Below are 18,499 nucleotides of genomic sequence, written 5' to 3' on the forward strand. Positions count from 1 at the left end.
CGCCGCCCGCCAGGCGCTCGCGGAAGCGCGCCAATGGCAGCGCGCGCTCGCGCAGGATGGCGCTGGCGCTTCGCCCAGCGCCGACGCGCCGCATGGCGGCGGCTCGTCAGCCGCGCCAATATCGCGCGGCTCCAATGCTTCGCCGTCGTCACCAAATGACGACGGCTCACCGCGCTCTGCTCGCGGAGCAGACGCATCTTCGCGATCGCGAAGCGCCGACGCTTCGCTCCCAGCCCGCGCGTCGTCGCGCGAGCCGTCGCTCGGCGCTCTGCTTGCCTTCGCTTATCCCGATCGCGTCGGCCAAGGCCGCGGCGACGGGCGCTTCCTGCTCGCAGGCGGCCGCGGCGCTGTGCTGACACCGGCGCAGCCGCTGTCATTCGCCGCTTATATCGCGGCATCCGAGATGGAGGATGCCGACGGCGAGAGTCGAATTGTACTCGCAGCAGATCTTGAAGAAAGCGAACTGCACGCCTTTCACAGCGATCGCATCTCCGAAGAGGCATCTGTCGTCTGGGATCGCAGCGCGCAAGCGGTGCGGGCAAGACGCAAGCTTATGTTCGGTGCGCTCGTGTTGAAGGAAGAGCAGATGGCGAGGCCTGACCAGACAAAGGTTTCCGAAGCGTTATTAGAAGGTGTTCGAATAGAGGGAACCTCGATCCTTCCATGGAACAAACAGTCCTCGCAGCTGCGGGATCGCATTCGCGTCATGCGCAAGTACGATACAGAGCTGCCGGATTTGTCAGAGGAAGCGCTGCTTGCATCATTGGAGGATTGGCTGGGGCCGCATGTATCGGGAATTCGAAGCCGTGACGGTCTGCAGAAGCTGAATATGATGCATGTACTGGAAGCGATGTTGTCCTGGAACGACAAACAGCGATTGGACGAGCTGATGCCGACGCACATGACGGTGCCGAGCGGCTCTCGAATTGCGATAGATTATACGGATCCGGAGCAGCCCGTGCTCGCGGTCAAACTGCAGGAATTGTTCGGATTGCAGGAGACGCCGAGGATTGCGAAGGGGAAGCTTCCGCTGACGCTTCACCTGCTGTCACCTGCACAACGGCCTGTGCAAGTAACGCAGGATCTAGCGAACTTCTGGCGGAATACGTATTTCGAAGTGAAGAAGGAATTGAAGGTTCGTTATCCGAAACATTATTGGCCGGATGACCCGTTCGCGGCGGTGCCGACGAATCGAGTGCGACCTCGGCCATAGAACTCCGATAGCGCATGGATTCAACGCTTAGAAATGCAGCAGCACCAAGTTAGCGGCAAGCGCTATATAGATAAGCGCCTCGATAATCGGGAGGCGCTTATTCCATTTGTTCGAGCGGCGCTGGATCGATCCGCCGAGCCAACCTGCAACGATTGAAGCGGCGCTGAACACGACTAGAGCTTGTACAATGAACAGCAGGCCGAGCTGAATCATTTGGAACGGAACATTGCCGTTATTGATGGATACGAATTGGGGCAAGAGCGCCAAGAAGAACAACGACACCTTCGGATTGAGCACGTTCATCCAGATACCGCGCCGATAGAGTGCACCGAGCGTAACCTCATCCTGTTTCTGAATGGCATCATTACGGTTATTGATAGCAGTAGCAGCTGCTGTAGTTTCAGCAAGGGCATTCTCTACTGAATTTGTATCCGATGAGGTTTGTTGATCTAACAAATCATTCGACTTCTTACGCGGCCACGTCTTCCAAGCCAGGTAGAGCAGATAAGCGGCTCCAAGCCATTTGATAGCGGTGAAGGCAGCTTCAGAGGAGAGCACGATGGCGGATACGCCAAGCGCAGCCAATGAAGTATGGACGAGCAGCCCGGTGCATAAACCAAGCGCGACCATAATGCCGCTTCGGGCAGAACGGCTCATGCTCTGCGCGATGACGAAGAGAATGTCAGGCCCGGGCATAAGCGTAAGCGCAATGGCGACGGCGACGAATGAGACGGCAGTTTGTAAATCGATCATAATGTAGGTTCCTCCATGGTAGTCAGCGATGATGTCGTAGTAAGAATTTCAAAGAATTGAGGTTTAAGATCCATGATTCCTATCCTAATCGCTTATTATGTAGCAGTGAATTTCATTCTATGGGGAATGATGAAACATGACAAGCAGCAGGCTCGCAGACACGGCCGGCGCATCCCCGAGAAGCAGTTATTGACGCTCGGCATGATCGGCGGCGCTATCGGCGGCATAGCCGGTATGCGGATGTACCGACACAAAACGAAGCATGCAGCGTTCAAGCTTGGTTATCCTGCAATGGCGCTTGTCCATTTGTACCTGCTGTCGAAAGTACTACTATCGTAATACAGCTCACTGCCTATTGACTACATATGGTTGCAAACAAAAAACGGCCCTAGGGACCGTTTTTTTACTTCTCCAAGCTCTAGTTGAACTCTATAACGCTTTCTAAACGCTTAGAAGGTCTCGAGCACCACCGGAATAACGTTAATTCGGCTGCCGTCCTTGGCGCTGTATTCGAACAGTTCGATCTGGAGCGTTCCGTCTGCAGGCAATTGATCAACGGGAATGACGATGTCCAAGCTGAACGTGGACCAAGCAGGCGCCCCTTCGTTCAACATGTAGTTACCCTCGGTCACAACATCACTCCCAGCGAAAACAACGTAGTTCATGACCGCTTCGAAAACCCTCGCTTCTCCGGTTACGGTGTAACGTCCGTTAGAACCGGTTGTTTGAAGATGGCGGAACGCATTGTTCGCATGGGGGATGCCGTCGCCGTAGGTGATTTCGGACCGATTTAACTCGCTGTTCCATTGTACATCGGCACCAAGAATATCGCCAACCGATCGCATCGGAACATAGGTGTTGCCTTGATAATTCAGAATCGGCTGTTCTCCGCTCGTGTACTCTTGTCCGTTGACGTACACGGGATAACCCGCTTCGACTAATAGATATTGCTTTACCGTGACGGCAAACGTCGGTACGGCGAGCATGAGAAGACAACCCGCCAACAAGCCTGCCACAAAGCCTCTGATTCTTTTCCGAAATTTCAGACTGCTCCCACCTTTATCTCATATTGCTATATTCTATTCGGGTGAGTTATAAATAAGACACCTATCTCTAGCTGCTAGGGAAGATGAGCTGCACAGGAATGACGGCATTCTTGGGCGAGTATATATTGTCCATTTGTTCACTCAACAGCTTTACGGCTGTTCGTGCCATTTCCTGTTCATCCTGCTGCACATACGCCACGTTTGTTAGATGAGGATTATCGAAAGATAGCAATTCAATGGTAGTGTCATTGTTCAAACGACTGATGGCTGCCGATGCAAGCCGTGCGGTTTCCTCGGTCAAGGTGAAGGCTGCAGTGATTCCGCTGCGTTCCTGTAAGAAGCTGCTTACATAATCCAATGCTTGCTCGCCGCGCAGAATGTCGAGAGGAATGTGACACCACAAGCTCTTGTCGATCGAGATGCCTTGATCGGTGTACGCTTTCTCGAAGCCCAACGTTCGGTCTTCAATGGCGGAATTCGCATTCTCAGGCGAAATGAGCGCAATCCGCTGATGACCCTTGGACAGCAAATAGGAGACAGCCTTGTACGCGCCGCCGTAATTATCAGATGTAATGGTGTACGTCTCAATATTGCGCAGATACCGGTCGATGAACACGCATGGGAATTTGTCGAGCGATAGACGCAGCAGCGACTCATTATACTTCTCATCTTCTGTCGGAAAAACGACTAACCCCTGTACACCGAGATCCGTCAGCGTGCGAATGGCGTTCGATTCGATCGTGGAGGACTCCCGCGTGATGCTCAGCACCATGCTGAGTCCAGCTTCTTGCAGGAATTGTTCCATGTAGTCGACCAGCTTCTGAATAACACGAGTTCTCATCGTCGGAATGATGTAGCCGACGAGCGGTAAGGACGATACGCTGCGTACGGGTGGCGCGTCGTTGTTATAAACATTAAGGTTGGCGGACACAAAGGTTCCCTTGCCTTGTACGCGAACGATTAACCCTTCGTCAGCTAGGAGGGTCAAGGCGTTCTTGACTGTAATTTTACTTACTTTGAACTCGTCCATTAGTTCTTGCTCAGAAGGGATGCGGTCCGTTGGCCGAAGCAGCCCTGATTTAATCTTCCTCACAATATCTTCTTGAATCTGCTTGTAGAGCGCCAGCTTTTTCAACTTGCCGCATCTCCTCATGAATTTTATGATTTTATAATCAATTGGTTATATAAACCATATTCCATATATACTATAATACAAAATGTAAAGCGCTTACAACACTTAATCTGAGAGGGAGTACGAAGGGGTCTTTTCATTAAACGGTTAGAAGCATGTTAAGGATAGTGGAGCCAATGACGAAATTGTAACCGCTTAAATTAACATGGCTAACTAGTCAATCCATTTTTAAACGTTTAACAACAAAAGAGAGGATGACGAACAAATGAAAAAACGCAGTTCTTTAGTTTCCATCGTTACAATCCTTATTTTGACACTGGTATTGTCTGCATGTGGTAAGTCTGATGATTCAAAAACAACAACGCAGCTAGGCGCTAATGCCGGTGAGAACGCAACGGAATTGTCATTCTGGACATTCGTAGATTTGCACGGCAAGCACTTGGATAAAATGCTGGGGTTATGGAACCAAGAGAACCCAGACAAACAAATTAAATTGAATGTATCGGTTATGCCTTACGATGATATGCATAACAAGCTCTTATTGGCTGTTACAAGCGGCAAAGGCGCTCCTGATATCGCGGATATCGAGCTTGGTCAATTCCCTAAATTCTTGGAAGGCGACAACGTTCCGCTGGAGCCTTTGAATGATGTATTCGCACCATACAAAGATGTTGTCGTACCTTCGCGTGTTGCGATCTACAGCAAAGCTGACCAAGTGTATGGCTTCGATTATCACGTAGGCGCTACGCTTGCTTTCTACAACACTGAAATTCTTGAAGCAGCAGGCGTTGACTACAAGAAAATCATCACTTGGGAAGATTACAAGCAAGCAGGCATCAAAGTATTCGAGAAGACTGGCAAGTACTTAGGAACTGCCGATACTTCGGCAATGTGGCAAGAGTCGCTGCTGCTCGCTCAGCAAAACTCTGATTTCACAGACGAGAATGGCAATCCGAAGGTTAACTCGCCAGAAATGATTAAAGCGCTTGAGATGTTAGTCGACCTGCAGAAGAACAATGTCATTCATACGATCCCAGGCGGACAACCGGATACAGAAGAAGCGAAAGGCGAATACAACAAAGGCAACTATGCAAGCGCATTGATGCCTGAATGGTATATGTCCCGTTTCATTAACGAAATGAAGGATCTTAAAGGCAAGTATGCAATTGCTCCGCTGCCTGTATTTGAAGTTGGCAACCCACGTTCCGTTGGTTTGGGCGGTACGGGCACAGTTGTAACTAAGACCGGTAAAAACGTTCAATTGGCTAAAGAATTTGTAGCTTTCGCTAAGCTTTCGAAAGAAGCTACGACTGAAATCTGGAATACGCTCGGATTCGACCCAATCAACATGGATGTATGGAAAGACGAGGCTGTAACGAAAAACCCTGATAACGAGTACGTCCAATACTTCAAAACAAACGCATTCGATACGCTGAATGAAATCAAAGACGAAATTAAAGCGATCAAATCCGTTAAAGCTTCACCGACGATCGGCAACGTCTTCAATACGGTTACTTTGAATGCGATCTTCGAGGATGGCAAAGACGTGAAGGAAGCACTCGACGAAGCGCAAGAGGCAATTGAACAAGAATTGAAATAACCATAAGAGGGAGTTCAAAAAGTCGGCTGTCAATCAAGGCTTCTTGAACACGAACTATAAGTAAATGATTTTGATTAAACCTGTCGGCAGGTATAGTGGTCGGCAGGTTTAATCGCAATCAAGGGAGATTGAGAATATGATAAAGAAATTTGTATACTCTCAAAAAGTTGCGCCATATGTGTTTGTCCTGCCATTCATATTCATATTCTTGATATTCTGGTCTTACCCGCTTGCAAATTCATTCTTAATGAGTTTTCAAGATCGGATGTTGGGACAGGATCCGAAGTGGATCGGTGAAGCGAATTATTCGAAATTATTGACCGATAAAGTGTTTCTGACAGCTATTAAGAACAGCGTAATATACATGCTGGGAACTTTAGTGCTGTTAATCCCTTTCCCAATGTTATTTGCCGTTATGATTAACAGTAAGCTCATGATGGGAAGAGAGTTCTTCAAATCTTCGTTCTTTCTCCCTGCGTTGACCTCTGTCGCAGTTGCGGGCACCATCTTCCGCCTTACGTTCGGCGAAATGGAAGGTTCATTAATGAACAGCTTCCTAGGTCTATTTGGCGTAGAGCCTATCAAGTATTTGAAAGACGGAGAATGGAGTATGGCAGCGCTGTTAATACTCGCATGTTGGAGATGGACAGGCGTCAATATGCTGTACTATCTATCCGGTTTGAAAAGCATTGACAATGAATATTATGAGGCTGCTTCAATGGACGGGGCATCTGCTTGGCAAAAGTTCAAAAACATTACAATGCCATTATTGAAGCCGACCACGATATATGTGACGACCATTAGCGTTTATGCAGGTCTAGCCATGTTTACCGAGAGCCTGATGATGTTTAACGGTAACAATTCACCGAAAAATATTGGCTTAACCATTGTCGGATATCTGTATAGACAAGGGATCGAGAAGAATAAGCTGGGTTACGCAGCCGCAGTTGGAATCGTCCTCTTAGTTATTGCTATGGTTATCAATCTAACGCAGTTGAAATTCAGCGGAATGTTCAAGAAGGAGGAGGATTAGAATGGGCGGAAGTCAGTCGAAGAACAACTTAATTGCACGAATAGTCATGATTTGTTTCTTTGTCGTACTATTCGTTATCATTATGATTCCATTCTATGCTGTGGCCTTATCTTCCTTTAAACCAGGTGAATCCTTAATAAGATATGGTCTGAACTTAAGTTTGGATTTTAACATTATGAGTTTTGATAATTTCATCTATCTGTTTACCGGACAACATGATTATTTCACCTGGTTCTGGAACAGTATGTTTTTAACGATTGCACAAGTGGTTCTTACGCTATTTGTAAGCGCTTTTGTTGCATATGGTTTTGCGGCTTATGATTTTAAAGGAAAAAATTTCCTGTTTATATGTGTTTTGCTCATTATGATGGTGCCTTTCGAGATCTTGCTCGTACCTTTGTACAGCCTAATTAACGATTTGCATTTGGTGAATAGCTATTCAGCAATCATTTTGCCGGGTATAGCGAATGCCGGGACGATCTTCTTCTTCAGGCAATATCTAAGAAGCATACCCAAAGAGATTATTCAATCCGGGCGAGTTGATGGCGCGAACGAATATGCGATTTATTTCAGACTGATTATGCCGATTATGAAGCCTTCCTTTGCGGCAATGGCCATTCTGAACGGTATGAATAGCTGGAACAATCTGTTGTGGCCGTTCATGGTGCTCGGAGATCAAAGCAAATTTACGCTTCCAATCGGTTTGAAAACCTTGTTAACGCCTTATGGCAATAACTATGACCTGTTGATCGTAGGTTCCTTCTTCTCCATCATTCCGATATTCATCCTGTTTATCGCATTCCAGAGATATTTCATCGACGGTATGACTGCAGGTGCTGTTAAAGGTTAGTATTCAAACTTATGAAGCAGTCGATGGACTGGAGAGTCCAACTAAAGGAGTTATACACCATGAAACCTTTGATCGTGCAGAGAGCTGATCCATTCATTTACCGACATTCGGACGGTTATTACTATTTCGTCGCATCCGTACCAGAGTATGATCGCATCGAAATCCGTAGGGCACATAACCTGGAGGAGCTTGTCACGGCAACTCCTGTTGTTGTCTGGAGAAAGCGTGAGACGGGTATCCTTAGTGCTAATATTTGGGCGCCTGAACTGCATTATATCGATGGCAAATGGTACGTTTATTTCGCTGCCGCACATACGACGGAAACGAAGGATGGGTTGTTCGACCATCGGATGTACGTGTTGGAGAATGACAATGCCAACCCGCTGGAAGGCAGCTGGACGGAAAGAGGTCAAGTTCGTACCGCATGGGAAAGCTTCGCCCTCGATGCAACTACCTTCGAGCATAATGGCAGCCGCTATTACGTATGGGCACAGAAGGATCCGAATATCGAAGGAAACTCTAATCTGTACATTTCGAGAATGAGCAATCCGTGGACGTTGACGGGGCCTCAGACGATGATTTCTACGCCGGAATATGAATGGGAGATTATCGGCTACAAAGTGAACGAAGGCGCGGCATTTGTTCGCAAGGGCAATCGGGTATTCCTCACTTACTCGGCTTCCGCTACTGATTTCAATTATTGCATGGGCCTGCTCGAAGCCGATGCGGATGCGGATTTGCTCGATGCCGCCTCCTGGCGCAAGTCGCAAGAGCCGGTTCTCAGGACAGATGAAAGCATCTCGCTGTACGGTCCCGGTCATAATAGCTTTACGGTGTCGGCGGACGGCGAGAAGACGTTGTTTGTGTTCCATGCGAGAACGTATAAGGACATTGTAGGGGATCCGCTGTACGATCCGAATCGCCATACCTTTGTAGCGGAGCTTCTGTGGACGGAAGACGGCAGACCCGATTTCCGCAGCTCCGTTGCAGCCTATGCGCTTTCTGCACAGTAAACGTTTGTACCATTGGGATATCTGAATACTAGTATGCCCTGCGGCCTCGATCATATCGAGGCCGCTTGTTTTGTCCGCGGAACGTAATTTATGGTATTGTTTGTTGCATAGTAGGCCGGAAAGTGTTACTCTATTTATCCTTTTTATATCGTAACGGTTAGTAAAAGACACACATTTGATGGAGGTAGTTATGTCCGTTCAAAGCATTCATCCGGAGGAAGAGCAGCGGCTAACCCACACTCTTCAAGAAATTGATCGGCAGTTAAGCGGGATCGGTCCGCGGTATCTCGGCAATGATTATACGGAGCAAGTACTCGACGCGCAGCGCGAGGAGCGGCGGCAGCGGCTGGAAGTATCGGCGAAGGAGCCGTATTTTGGCCGCATCGATTACAAGCATGAGAACGATAACAGCGTGAAGCCGCTTTATATTGGCAAAGCGGGAGTCGGCGATGATGAGGGCGTCAATCCGCTCGTTATCGATTGGCGTGCGCCGATTGCCAGCTTATTCTATTCGTTCAGCGGCGGTGAAAGTCCCGTAACGTACGAATCGCCAGAGGGCGAGGAGACGGGCGAAATTATGCTGAAGCGCAATATACTCGTTCGTCAGCGAGAGCTCGTGCGTGTCGTCGACAGTTATGTGCGCGGTGCGGACAACGTTGGGGCGGCAGACGAGTTTCTGTTGTACCGCCTCGGCGAGTCGAAGGACAATAAGCTTCGCGACATCGTGTCAACGATTCAAGAGGAGCAGGACAACATTATTCGTGCCGAGCGCAGCAAGGCGTTGTTCATTCAAGGGGTAGCGGGTTCCGGTAAAACCACGGTGGCGCTCCATCGTCTCGCATACCTGCTGTATCGCTATGCAGGCCGGATCTCGGCGAATCGCATGATTATTTTTGCTCCGAATACGATGTTCCTCGATTATATATCCGGCGTACTGCCAGAGCTTGGCGTTGGCGATATTGCTCAGACGACGTTTGCAGATTGGTCGATCGAGCTTCTGGAGCATGAAGTGAAGCTTGTGAGCGCAGCGGATACGCTTGAGCATTGGTTCGAAGAGAAACGCACGCAAGCGGAGCGCGATGAGGCGCCCGGCCGATGGAAGGGACGCGCGGCGTTCCGCCAGATGCTTGATGAGAAGCTGAAGGATGTGGAACGGAAGATGGTGCCGGAAGTTCCATTCGAGCCGCATCCGGGCCTTACGCTGTCGCCTGATCGCATTCGAGAATGGTTCGAGACCGATTATGGCGATGATGAGCCATTAATGAAGCGGCGGGAACGTCTTGCAAGCCGGATGAAGCGTTGGCTGGAGTCGGAGTGGAAGGATCGCAGATTGACCGACAAGACGGCGAAGTCGAAGGCGAATACGAAGCTCAATGCGTACGTGAAGAAAATGCCTTCCTACACGGCGCCCCAGCTGTATCGCACGCTGTTCGACGGCAAGGATGCACATGCCGAGGTGCCGAAAGCGATTGCCAAGCGAACGGTTCAGCAGTTGAAAGCTGGCGTCGTCGATCCGGAAGACCTGGCGCCGCTTGTCTATTTGCACATTCGGATGTATGGTCTTGGCACGCCGATGTTCGACCATATTGTCATCGACGAAGCACAGGACTATTCGCCAATGCAGCTTGAAGCGCTTGCGCTGTGTCAGCGCGTACCATCGATGACGGTGCTTGGCGACTTGCAGCAGGGGATTCACGATTATGCAGGTGTTCGACGCTGGAGTGAACAGATGGATCTATTCGACCCGGCGATTGTTGGCTATTACGAGCTTGACCGCAGCTATCGCTCGACGATGGAAATTATCGAGTTCGCCAATCACGTTCTGGCGGGCATGGACGGTGGCGTAAAGCCGGCAACGCCGGTATTCCGGAGCGGGGAGCCGGTCGATGTAATCCCATGCGAGGAAGCTTCATGGGAGTCGCAGCTGCTTGCTTCGGTGAAAGCGATGCTGGATGAGGGCGTTTACCAGACCGTTGCCGTTATCGGCCGGACTGCGCTGGAGTGTGAAACGATCTATGGCGTGCTGAAGAATGCTGGTCTGACGCCATCAATCGTTCAGAGTAAACAACCTGCTTACAAGGGTGGTTTGACTGTCGTCCCTGTCTATTTGTCCAAAGGGCTGGAGTTCGACGCGGTGCTGATTGCGGACGCTGGCGAAGAAGCGTATCGCGAAGGCGATGCGAAGCTGCTCTATGTCGGCTGCACGCGTGCGCTTCACAAGCTGCAGCTGCTCCATCGCGGCGGATTGACGCCGCTTGTGAAGGCGGATGCAGCGGTGTAATTGAATGGGGGAAAGGAGAGGCGCACTAAGGCTGCTTAGTGCGCTTTTCCGTTTTCATCAGTGGAAGCTTCCTTAAGGGAGAAATATTCCAGAAGTTTAAACTTTACAACATAGTTTAGACATCGTAAGATTCATTTCATCGAGACAACATCGGACAGGGAGTGGACGGGAAATTGCAGCAAGTATACGATGTTTCACTGGATGTGATAAAACCAGCGATTGTTTCAAGAAACACGAAGATTGATCTGATTGAAGTGTATCTGTTTGACCCGCAGTGGGCGAAAGAAAACAGACAAGGAACCGGAGACAGCAGCGGCTGCGGACTATTGATGATTTATGGTGAGAATAAGAAGGGAGCAGCGGAGTTTATTTTGCCCCATTCGATCCACAAATTCGACCTAGTGAAATGGGCGAGTGTATGGATGAAATTAAAGAGGCACCCGATGCCGGCTGCTCTTGCGCATATTGAATCCATGATTGAAATCTGGGGAGCAGATCGAGCGAACATTGCCAAGGCTGCTTTGTTGGATCTGGAGTCGAAGCAGAGCGGCAGCGACCAAAAAACGAATCTGGATCGCAAAGCCTTGTTCGAACATACGCAATCTTATTTCTCTTTCTAATCGGAAGGCTATCCCACGAGGGATGGCTTTTTCTTGTGGCTGCATGAAAGTACCGAGCAATTATGAGATTTGATTTTCACCTCAGTGAACATCCATAATTAGAGAGAGTCAGTTGAGTTAAGGCACGATCACGAATTAGCGTCATTATCCTTAAGGAGGCGTGAATGGGATGAAAAAGGAACATATCGTACACTTCAAAGTGATTCACGGTAAGGAAGTCAAGGAACTTCGGGGACTGCTATACCTGGAGGACAATGAGGAACCGAATGCAGAGGACTACGCTCGCCTTTTGAAGGGATACGGACATGAGATCACCGGTTTGATCGATCCTTATAATTTTATTTATGAAGCTGTAAAGGATGGGGAAGTTTATAAAATCGATGTGATCGAGAACGATGAGAAGAGCAGTCGTAATCCTGAGGCAGAACATCTGGCAAAAAACTTCATGAAGCCTTGACGAGCAATGGTGTGAAATAATTCGTTACATAAAAAGATTGTAATCGAGGGAGTGCTTGCTGCTCCCTCATTTTGCTATGCGTAATTATGCTGCTTGAGGTATAGAGTTATATTTTGGAAGGTTTTTTTTGTTTGGCCGTAGAATGTAACCTATAAACATTGTTCGGTTGATATAAGATCTGCCAAACATATTAGAAGTGGACTTATGGCGAGCTGGCAGCAACTCGACGATCTTTTTGCGGACAAAAGCAGTATATATACGAGATGTTTTGTGTAAAGGAGGTGCCTTATGAGTTCCGTTCAAAACGTTATAGAGAAGCTGAAGTTGAACGTCTTGCATGTGGAAGATGTTCCAGAGTCTTATAGTTCAGAGGTATACAAGCTTACTCTGGCAAGCGGTGAAACCGTTTATGTAAAAATTCCGTTTAACCGAGATAAATTAGTTCGTGAATTTGAGATGCTCGAAACATTGAAAGGAGTCATTCCTGTTCCGCAGGTTCTGGACATTTGGCATGGGGATGAACGTGCGACTGGCGCTTTGCTTCTCTCGGCGATTCCGGGGAAGCATTGCACAGCAAATATAGATGAGAAGCTTGCTTATCGAATCGGATCGTATCATGCGATGCTCCATGAGGTAACAACTCCGGGATATGGTGTCCATGCAACCGAGGGATTCAAGGTTCTTGAGCCCAATAATTGGAGACTGCATATCAAGCATAATTTTGACAAGTGGAAAGCGCCTTGCCAAGAGATCCTCGCCCCGGAGCTGTATGAAAGATGTATTCATCATTTTGACGGCATTTACGATGCTTTGCCCGATCCTGATGGACCGTGTATCGTTCATATGGATTTTAGGCCCGGTAATATCTTGGTGAACGATAACAAGGTTACTGGCATCATTGACTTCGAGAGTGCTCGGGGCGGGTCCACTGAAATTGATTTTACCAAAGTGAATCGATACATATGGGAAGTTAATCCGAGTACTAAGCTGCCGTATATGGAAGGTTATCAGTCGATTCGTCCTATGCTGCCTCTTGATGACGTGCTGCCTTTTTATGATTTCTATGATTCATTCAGCGCAGTTGTTTGGTGTAAAAACAGAGGCATTGAAAAGCAGCAAACGTTTCTTGAAGAAAACATTCTTACCTTAAAGAAGATCGTAGGTTGCCCGAGTTTGGAAAAATAAATTTGTCGCACTTGTAGAAATCCGATCAATCGGAACGACATATTAACGAAACTAAAATCAATCAGTACTTGGGAGGCATTTAGGTATGACGTATGCGTTGATGTTGTTCGAGAGTGAAGAGGATTTTGCGGCAAGAACGGATCCGGCGCGGCAGCAGCATTATTTGGCAGGCTGGACCCACTATACGCGTGCTTTGAAGGAGGCTGGAATTGTCGTGTACGGTGCGGGACTCTACGCTCCGGAGACAGCGGCCACGATGAAGCGACGGGGCGGCGAGCTGATGGTGCAAGACGGACCGTTTGCCGAGACGAAAGAGCAGCTGGGCGGGATCATGGTAATTGATGTTCCGGACATCGACACCGCATTAGAGTGGGCTGCCCGCGCACCTGTCGATACGGTTGAAGTCAGACAAAACATTCCTCCGTTGAAATAATGGCTATGGAGATCAATCAGGTCATTGAAGAAACGGCTCGGGATGCTTATGGCCGATTGCTCTCCTATCTGGCTGTCAATTGGAGAGACCTGCAGGCGGTTGAAGATGCGATTGGAGACGCTTTTCTCTCCGCGCTCGAAACGTGGCCGAATGGCGGCATTCCGGATAAACCCGAAGCTTGGCTGATTACTGCTGCACGTAGGCGACTGATCGACCGGGCACGTCGTACCCGTATTTCCGACAATGCGCTGCAGACGCTACACGCCATGTCTGAGGATATACAGCTTCAGACTACTTCAAACGCAGCTTTCCCGGATGAACGACTGAAGATGATGTTTCTGTGCACGCATCCGGCTATTGATCCTATGATGCGAACGCCGCTTATGCTCCAGACGGTGCTTGGCATTGATGCAGTTCGTATCGCGTCCGCCTTCATCGTCAAGCCCTCCACTATGGGACAGCGGCTTACGCGGGCCAAAGCCAAAATCCGTGCCGAACGTCTTACCTTTGAAATGCCCGATGCAGATGAAATCCCGTATCGTCTCGATTCCGTATTGGAAGCCATCTATGCCGCTTACGGGAGCGGGTGGGACGAGGCAGCCAGTGTTGATTCGTCTCGTCATCAATTGGCTGGGGAAGCGATTTATTTAGGGAAAATGCTTCTCCGTTACGGTCTCCGCGAACCGGAGATTTACGGTCTGTTAGCGCTCATGCTTCACTGCGAGGCGCGACGCGGTGCGCGTTATGATGACGAGGGGAATTATATTCCCCTCTATGACCAAGATTGCAAGCTATGGGATCAACGGTTGATCATGGAGGCAGAGAATCATCTACATACCGCTTCGCAGGCGGGTAGAATGGGTCGTTTTCAACTTATGGCAGCTATTCAATCGGTGCATGCACAACGTCTGTTGACGGGTCGTACGGAGTGGGTGGCGATTGCTCAGTTATATGAGGGGCTTGTTCGCATTCATCCGACACTAGGTGCATTCGTCGGGCGGGTTGCAGCTGTAGCTGAGGCTTATGGCGTGGAACAAGGCATTCGCTTACTGGAAGCCATACCGTTGGAAGAAGTGGTGAACTATCAGCCTTATTGGGCGCTCGCAGGTCATTTGTACAAGTCATTGAACCGAGTGGAAGCTGCCCGCTCTGCTTATAGCCGTGCGATTGGATTATGCACCGATGCTGCTGTTCGACAGTTTCTAGATCGTCAAGCTTCCGCGTTAGATGCTTAGTATCAACTTTTGAATAAAATGATACCGACGAAATGGCTATCCGTATCAGGGATAGCTATTTTACTTGTAGATAGGAATCGACCTTCGTTATTTTTAAAATTAACTTAAAAGGTATGTCGATTCTGCTGCCTATCGTTCGTCGATTGAATAGATCCCCTAGTTGTTCAATCTATCATTAAAGGAGTCGAGAAGATGAAATTTCTGTGTTTGGGTTACTTGGATCATGGCAAAATGGATGCGCGCCCAAAGGATGAGATTGAAATGATCATGCAGGAATGTCCGCCTCACCTCAACAATTTCTATGAGAGCGGCCAAGTCATTGTTGATGCAGGTCTCGGAGCTGAATCGAAATGTTTGCGGCGAGAGAATGGGAAGATAAGGGTTATGGACGGCCCATTCATCGAAACGAAGGAGCTGATCGGCAGCGCTTTTCTTATAGAAGCACGGGATATGGAGGAAGCGATCCGGATAGCTTCTTTACATCCGACCGTACAAGTGGGTACAGGCGAACAATTTGGATGGGGGATTGAGATTCGACCGATCCACTATTTTGAATCGAGAGATTACCCGAAAGGTTAGTTCGGCTTCAGCGCTCAATTAGCAGGAAAGTCTTGACAGTAATTCGTTTATCCCATACTGTAAAAGTAATTTAAAGGCTATGCAACCGAAAGGTTCAACCTCGCTGCTGTTGAGGTTGGGCCTTTTTTGCTTTAGCTTAAGGGAGGATATTAGAGATGGCGACGAAGGAACAGCTGTTAACTAGGCTCGATGAAATTGGGGGCGTACTTGAGCGGAGAGGTGAGGCGCTGCTCCTATTAGGACTCGGATCGGTTGGGGTCGAAACGGAGCGCATAGATGAATATTCGGACTTGGACTTCTTCGTAATCGTGAAACCGGGGTATAAGCAGGCGTATATCGAGCATTTGGATTGGCTGGAGGAAGTACATCCGCTTGCGTACAGTTTCCGGAATACGGCGGATGGATACAAGGTCTTGTTCGAGGACGGGATCTATGGCGAATATGCCATCTTCGAGGAAGACGAGATGAACCATATCGCGTACGCAGAGGGTAGAATCATCTGGATGGATTCCAAATACGAGAAGCCCGAAATCGCTAAAGGCGGAAGCGGAACGGAGGCGCATAGAAGAGAGGGATTGGATTTTTCGCTCAATGAAGCGTTGACCAACTTGTACGTAGGATTATGCCGATACGCCCGAGGAGAGAAATTATCTGCGTCGCGATTCGTTCAGAGTTATGCCGTGGACAGCATTTTATCAGTACTCCATCTGTTAGAGAAGGAGGAAGCGTATTTCCCAGATGTGTTCGGAGCGGAACGGAGAATGGAGAAGAGGTTCCCTTCCTTCGCACAACGAGTTGGCGATATGATGCTCGGTTACGAACGAACCCCGGAATCGGCGCTGCATATTCTTCGTTACCTGGAAGAAGTGTATCCGGTTAACGACAGAATGAGCGCGGAAATCAGGCGGTTAGCTGAACATCACCGCTCCATTAGGACATAAGAAGACGATGAACGAATATCAAATAAAAAAAGGGTAATTAACAGATATGTGGAATCTGGAAGGAGTAGAAGAACATTTACGATCGAGGGTGAAGCAATTTTGGAACACGGTACATTTAAGCTTTACGGTCGAATTCTCTTAGTTGCGGCTCTGATTGCTTCTCTAATGGGAGAGGTAGGTCACGCAGCAAATAAGGCACAAGATGCCATTCGAGACCCAGGATTAAGACAAGCGATTTCGCAACAGCTTCATACGAATGATCTTACGTCTCTGAACTTGTCATTAATTGAAAGCTTGGACGTAAGAGACTACGGCATCGAGAGTTTACAGGGCTTGGAGCTGCTGACGAATTTAAAGACCCTCTATCTTTCTCACAACCGGATCGTGGATCTCACGCCATTATCGTCACTAAAGCAATTAAGCCACGTGGATCTAGAGGATAATCAAGTTGTAAGCATTGAGCCGCTTAGCTTCAATCGGAATATAGCCTCCGTCATTCTTAACGATAATCCTCTAAATTCCGTTGCGACGAAACAAATTGTGACTTGGAAAAATCGCTCCATTCCCGTTTCTTATTCAGCGGTCAAGTTGACTAATACGAGCGAGGTCGTTGTTGTTAATGGGGACAAAGTTCAGCTTGTGAATATGCCGATAACAAGGAACAATATCGTCTACTACGATTTGAAAGAAATCGCTGAGCTGCTTCAAATTCAGCTCTCCTACGCCAAAGGGAAACTAACTTTAATCAGAGAAGGAAAACCGATTGTAGCGGATCCGAACAAAGCGCAATCAGGCGTTGTTATGCATAACGGGCATAGTTATGTGCAGCTCTCTAAGCTCATGGGCTGGTTCTCGATTCATTACCGGGAAGATGGCAAACAGCAGCTTCTCAATTACACAGTGAAAGATAAAGCTCCATTGTTTAAAGTCTGCAAATATGCAGGGTACGATAATAAATGCGGGTATATGAACCGTGATGGAGATGTTGTAATCCCTCAGATATACGCTCAAGCATATGACTTCTCGGAGGGTGTTGCCTCTGTATACGATGGAGAATGGAAGGTTATTAATAAAAAAGGCGATGTCATTACAGATGCCTTAAATCATTCCGCTTATCTATTCGAAGAGGGGCTAGTCGGTGTAGGAGAGAATACGTTTACCGAGGGTAATCAAAAGTATGGCTTTATGGATATCCGAGGGAAAATGCAAATCCCATTTCAATTCGAATATGCTTGGCGATTCAGCGATGGATTTGCAGCTGTTAATAAGAACGGGGAATACATGTATATCGACAAGCAAGGTAAAGTCGCCATTCCCGGTCCATTCTCTAGGGCGTATGATTTTGAAGGCGGCCTCGCTGCCGTGCATACGACAGACTCCAAATATCTAATTATCGATTCAACAGGCAAAATAGTGGGAAGATCCTCTTACGGATTTGAAGATGGTTACATCCGTGACGGCTTGATTCGAGTGGTCAAATATCCCATCAAAGGCGATTATTCTATCGTGCGGTATGGTTTCGTCAACACCTCGGGCAAGCTCATTATTCCTCCGATAAATAGTGAGGCTCTTCCTTACTCCGAAGGAAAGACGATTGTCCGTACTGTGCAAGGCGAGTACCAAATACTGGACTCGAAAGGAACAATAATAAGTAAGCTTCAGCAAGGCAGCATGTATGGTCCGTTAATCGGATTCAGCGAGGGCTTGCTGCCAATGAGAAAAGACGGGAAATACGGTTTTATCGATGAGAAAGGAAAATGGGTAATTCCTGCCGCTTTCGATTATGCATTGCCATTTAAAAACGGGCTGGCTTATGTTGAAATCTATGATCCGCACAATCGGCCTGGTCAAGACCAAAGCGGCTATATCGATCGCGACGGTAATTTCGTTTACGGACCGACTAATGTATGGTTATCTGTAAAAAGTTATTAGGCACTGTTAAGAAGCACAAATATTCGTACTGATGTAGACACTCCTTTCCGTATCGTTTATAATGAACCCAAGTTAATAGATGTGGCGGAGACAAGGAGAACACGCGAATTAGACCCCGGTGGGTCAGTTCGTCGTTCTCCTTTTTTGTCATATAAGCAAGCCAATGGACCAATCCGACAAGCGGAGGGAGAGGACA

Annotated in this window: 18 protein-coding genes; 15 read left to right on the forward strand and 3 right to left on the reverse strand. The window is 48.2% G+C overall.

Annotated elements, in window-relative coordinates; translation table 11 throughout:
* On the forward strand, positions 1 to 1,213 hold a 1,213-nt coding region (locus SBI19_RS00005), incomplete at its 5' end, for an ATP-dependent helicase C-terminal domain-containing protein (RefSeq protein WP_317964147.1).
* A gap of 27 nt (positions 1,214 to 1,240) precedes the next feature.
* Here SBI19_RS00005 and SBI19_RS00010 read toward each other — a convergent pair.
* On the reverse strand, positions 1,241 to 1,963 hold the full coding sequence (locus SBI19_RS00010) for a LysE family translocator (protein WP_483312219.1): 723 nt from the start codon (positions 1,961 to 1,963) through the stop codon (positions 1,241 to 1,243).
* A gap of 75 nt (positions 1,964 to 2,038) precedes the next feature.
* Between SBI19_RS00010 and SBI19_RS00015 the strand changes: the two genes are divergently transcribed.
* Positions 2,039 to 2,305, forward strand: coding sequence for a DUF1294 domain-containing protein (locus tag SBI19_RS00015; RefSeq protein WP_317964149.1), 267 nt, complete (start codon positions 2,039 to 2,041; stop codon positions 2,303 to 2,305).
* Between the two features lie 110 nt (positions 2,306 to 2,415).
* Here the strand turns inward: SBI19_RS00015 and SBI19_RS00020 are convergent, their stop codons facing one another.
* The gene (locus tag SBI19_RS00020) at positions 2,416 to 2,982 is read right to left on the reverse strand and encodes a Gmad2 immunoglobulin-like domain-containing protein (protein WP_317964150.1); all 567 of its coding nucleotides are present in this window, start codon (positions 2,980 to 2,982) and stop codon (positions 2,416 to 2,418) included.
* A gap of 97 nt (positions 2,983 to 3,079) precedes the next feature.
* Positions 3,080 to 4,147, reverse strand: a complete 1,068-nt coding sequence (locus SBI19_RS00025) for a GntR family transcriptional regulator (RefSeq protein WP_317964151.1) — start codon at positions 4,145 to 4,147, stop codon at positions 3,080 to 3,082.
* Between the two features lie 262 nt (positions 4,148 to 4,409).
* Here SBI19_RS00025 and SBI19_RS00030 point away from each other — a divergent pair, with 262 nt between their 5' ends.
* The 13 genes from SBI19_RS00030 (at position 4,410) to SBI19_RS00090 (ending at position 18,303) form a co-directional block, all read left to right on the forward strand.
* Positions 4,410 to 5,744, forward strand: coding sequence for an ABC transporter substrate-binding protein (locus SBI19_RS00030; protein WP_317964152.1), 1,335 nt, complete (start codon positions 4,410 to 4,412; stop codon positions 5,742 to 5,744).
* Between the two features lie 136 nt (positions 5,745 to 5,880).
* Positions 5,881 to 6,777 carry a carbohydrate ABC transporter permease gene (locus SBI19_RS00035; protein WP_317964153.1) on the forward strand — a complete coding sequence of 299 codons (897 nt, stop codon included), beginning with the start codon at positions 5,881 to 5,883 and terminating at the stop codon, positions 6,775 to 6,777.
* Between the two features lie 46 nt (positions 6,778 to 6,823).
* Complete coding sequence (locus tag SBI19_RS00040; RefSeq protein WP_483312220.1) at positions 6,824 to 7,627, forward strand: carbohydrate ABC transporter permease; 804 nt, start codon at positions 6,824 to 6,826, stop codon at positions 7,625 to 7,627.
* A 59-nt stretch (positions 7,628 to 7,686) separates the two neighbouring features.
* Positions 7,687 to 8,640, forward strand: a complete 954-nt coding sequence (locus tag SBI19_RS00045) for a glycoside hydrolase family 43 protein (RefSeq protein ID WP_317964155.1) — start codon at positions 7,687 to 7,689, stop codon at positions 8,638 to 8,640.
* A 190-nt stretch (positions 8,641 to 8,830) separates the two neighbouring features.
* Positions 8,831 to 10,921, forward strand: coding sequence for a HelD family protein (locus SBI19_RS00050; RefSeq protein WP_317964156.1), 2,091 nt, complete (start codon positions 8,831 to 8,833; stop codon positions 10,919 to 10,921).
* Positions 10,922 to 11,094: 173 nt separating this feature from the next.
* Positions 11,095 to 11,541: a hypothetical protein gene (locus SBI19_RS00055; RefSeq protein ID WP_317964157.1), complete on the forward strand. Its 447-nt coding sequence runs from the start codon at positions 11,095 to 11,097 to the stop codon at positions 11,539 to 11,541.
* A gap of 169 nt (positions 11,542 to 11,710) precedes the next feature.
* The gene (locus SBI19_RS00060; RefSeq protein WP_317964158.1) at positions 11,711 to 11,998 is read left to right on the forward strand and encodes a hypothetical protein; all 288 of its coding nucleotides are present in this window, start codon (positions 11,711 to 11,713) and stop codon (positions 11,996 to 11,998) included.
* Between the two features lie 288 nt (positions 11,999 to 12,286).
* Complete coding sequence (locus tag SBI19_RS00065) at positions 12,287 to 13,183, forward strand: phosphotransferase family protein (RefSeq protein WP_317964159.1); 897 nt, start codon at positions 12,287 to 12,289, stop codon at positions 13,181 to 13,183.
* An 85-nt stretch (positions 13,184 to 13,268) separates the two neighbouring features.
* The gene (locus SBI19_RS00070; protein WP_317964160.1) at positions 13,269 to 13,616 is read left to right on the forward strand and encodes a YciI family protein; all 348 of its coding nucleotides are present in this window, start codon (positions 13,269 to 13,271) and stop codon (positions 13,614 to 13,616) included.
* Positions 13,617 to 13,621: 5 nt separating this feature from the next.
* A complete protein-coding gene (locus SBI19_RS00075) occupies positions 13,622 to 14,851 on the forward strand; it encodes an RNA polymerase sigma factor (RefSeq protein ID WP_317964161.1) in 1,230 nt (409 codons plus the stop codon).
* 192 nt (positions 14,852 to 15,043) lie between these two features.
* Positions 15,044 to 15,430: a YciI family protein gene (locus tag SBI19_RS00080; protein WP_317964162.1), complete on the forward strand. Its 387-nt coding sequence runs from the start codon at positions 15,044 to 15,046 to the stop codon at positions 15,428 to 15,430.
* Between the two features lie 155 nt (positions 15,431 to 15,585).
* Positions 15,586 to 16,371, forward strand: a complete 786-nt coding sequence (locus SBI19_RS00085) for a hypothetical protein (RefSeq protein WP_317964163.1) — start codon at positions 15,586 to 15,588, stop codon at positions 16,369 to 16,371.
* A gap of 99 nt (positions 16,372 to 16,470) precedes the next feature.
* Positions 16,471 to 18,303 (forward strand): WG repeat-containing protein, encoded by a 1,833-nt coding sequence (locus SBI19_RS00090; RefSeq protein WP_317964164.1) that lies wholly within the window; start codon positions 16,471 to 16,473, stop codon positions 18,301 to 18,303.
* Positions 18,304 to 18,499: the final 196 nt, after the last annotated feature.

Source organism: Paenibacillus sp. CCS19 (genome assembly GCF_033239625.1).
Taxonomy (GTDB): domain Bacteria; phylum Bacillota; class Bacilli; order Paenibacillales; family Paenibacillaceae; genus Paenibacillus_T.

What these genes read in the sequence shown, in the direction of transcription:
- SBI19_RS00015 (WP_317964149.1), top strand. Translation starts at nt 2,039, where the DNA reads ATGATTCCTATCCTAATCGCTTATTATGTAGCAGTGAATTTCATTCTA.
- SBI19_RS00030 (WP_317964152.1), top strand. Translation starts at nt 4,410, where the DNA reads ATGAAAAAACGCAGTTCTTTAGTTTCCATCGTTACAATCCTTATTTTG.
- SBI19_RS00035 (WP_317964153.1), top strand. Translation starts at nt 5,881, where the DNA reads ATGATAAAGAAATTTGTATACTCTCAAAAAGTTGCGCCATATGTGTTT.
- SBI19_RS00040 (WP_483312220.1), top strand. Translation starts at nt 6,824, where the DNA reads ATGATTTGTTTCTTTGTCGTACTATTCGTTATCATTATGATTCCATTC.
- SBI19_RS00045 (WP_317964155.1), top strand. Translation starts at nt 7,687, where the DNA reads ATGAAACCTTTGATCGTGCAGAGAGCTGATCCATTCATTTACCGACAT.
- SBI19_RS00050 (WP_317964156.1), top strand. Translation starts at nt 8,831, where the DNA reads ATGTCCGTTCAAAGCATTCATCCGGAGGAAGAGCAGCGGCTAACCCAC.
- SBI19_RS00060 (WP_317964158.1), top strand. Translation starts at nt 11,711, where the DNA reads ATGAAAAAGGAACATATCGTACACTTCAAAGTGATTCACGGTAAGGAA.
- SBI19_RS00065 (WP_317964159.1), top strand. Translation starts at nt 12,287, where the DNA reads ATGAGTTCCGTTCAAAACGTTATAGAGAAGCTGAAGTTGAACGTCTTG.
- SBI19_RS00070 (WP_317964160.1), top strand. Translation starts at nt 13,269, where the DNA reads ATGACGTATGCGTTGATGTTGTTCGAGAGTGAAGAGGATTTTGCGGCA.
- SBI19_RS00075 (WP_317964161.1), top strand. Translation starts at nt 13,622, where the DNA reads ATGGAGATCAATCAGGTCATTGAAGAAACGGCTCGGGATGCTTATGGC.
- SBI19_RS00080 (WP_317964162.1), top strand. Translation starts at nt 15,044, where the DNA reads ATGAAATTTCTGTGTTTGGGTTACTTGGATCATGGCAAAATGGATGCG.
- SBI19_RS00085 (WP_317964163.1), top strand. Translation starts at nt 15,586, where the DNA reads ATGGCGACGAAGGAACAGCTGTTAACTAGGCTCGATGAAATTGGGGGC.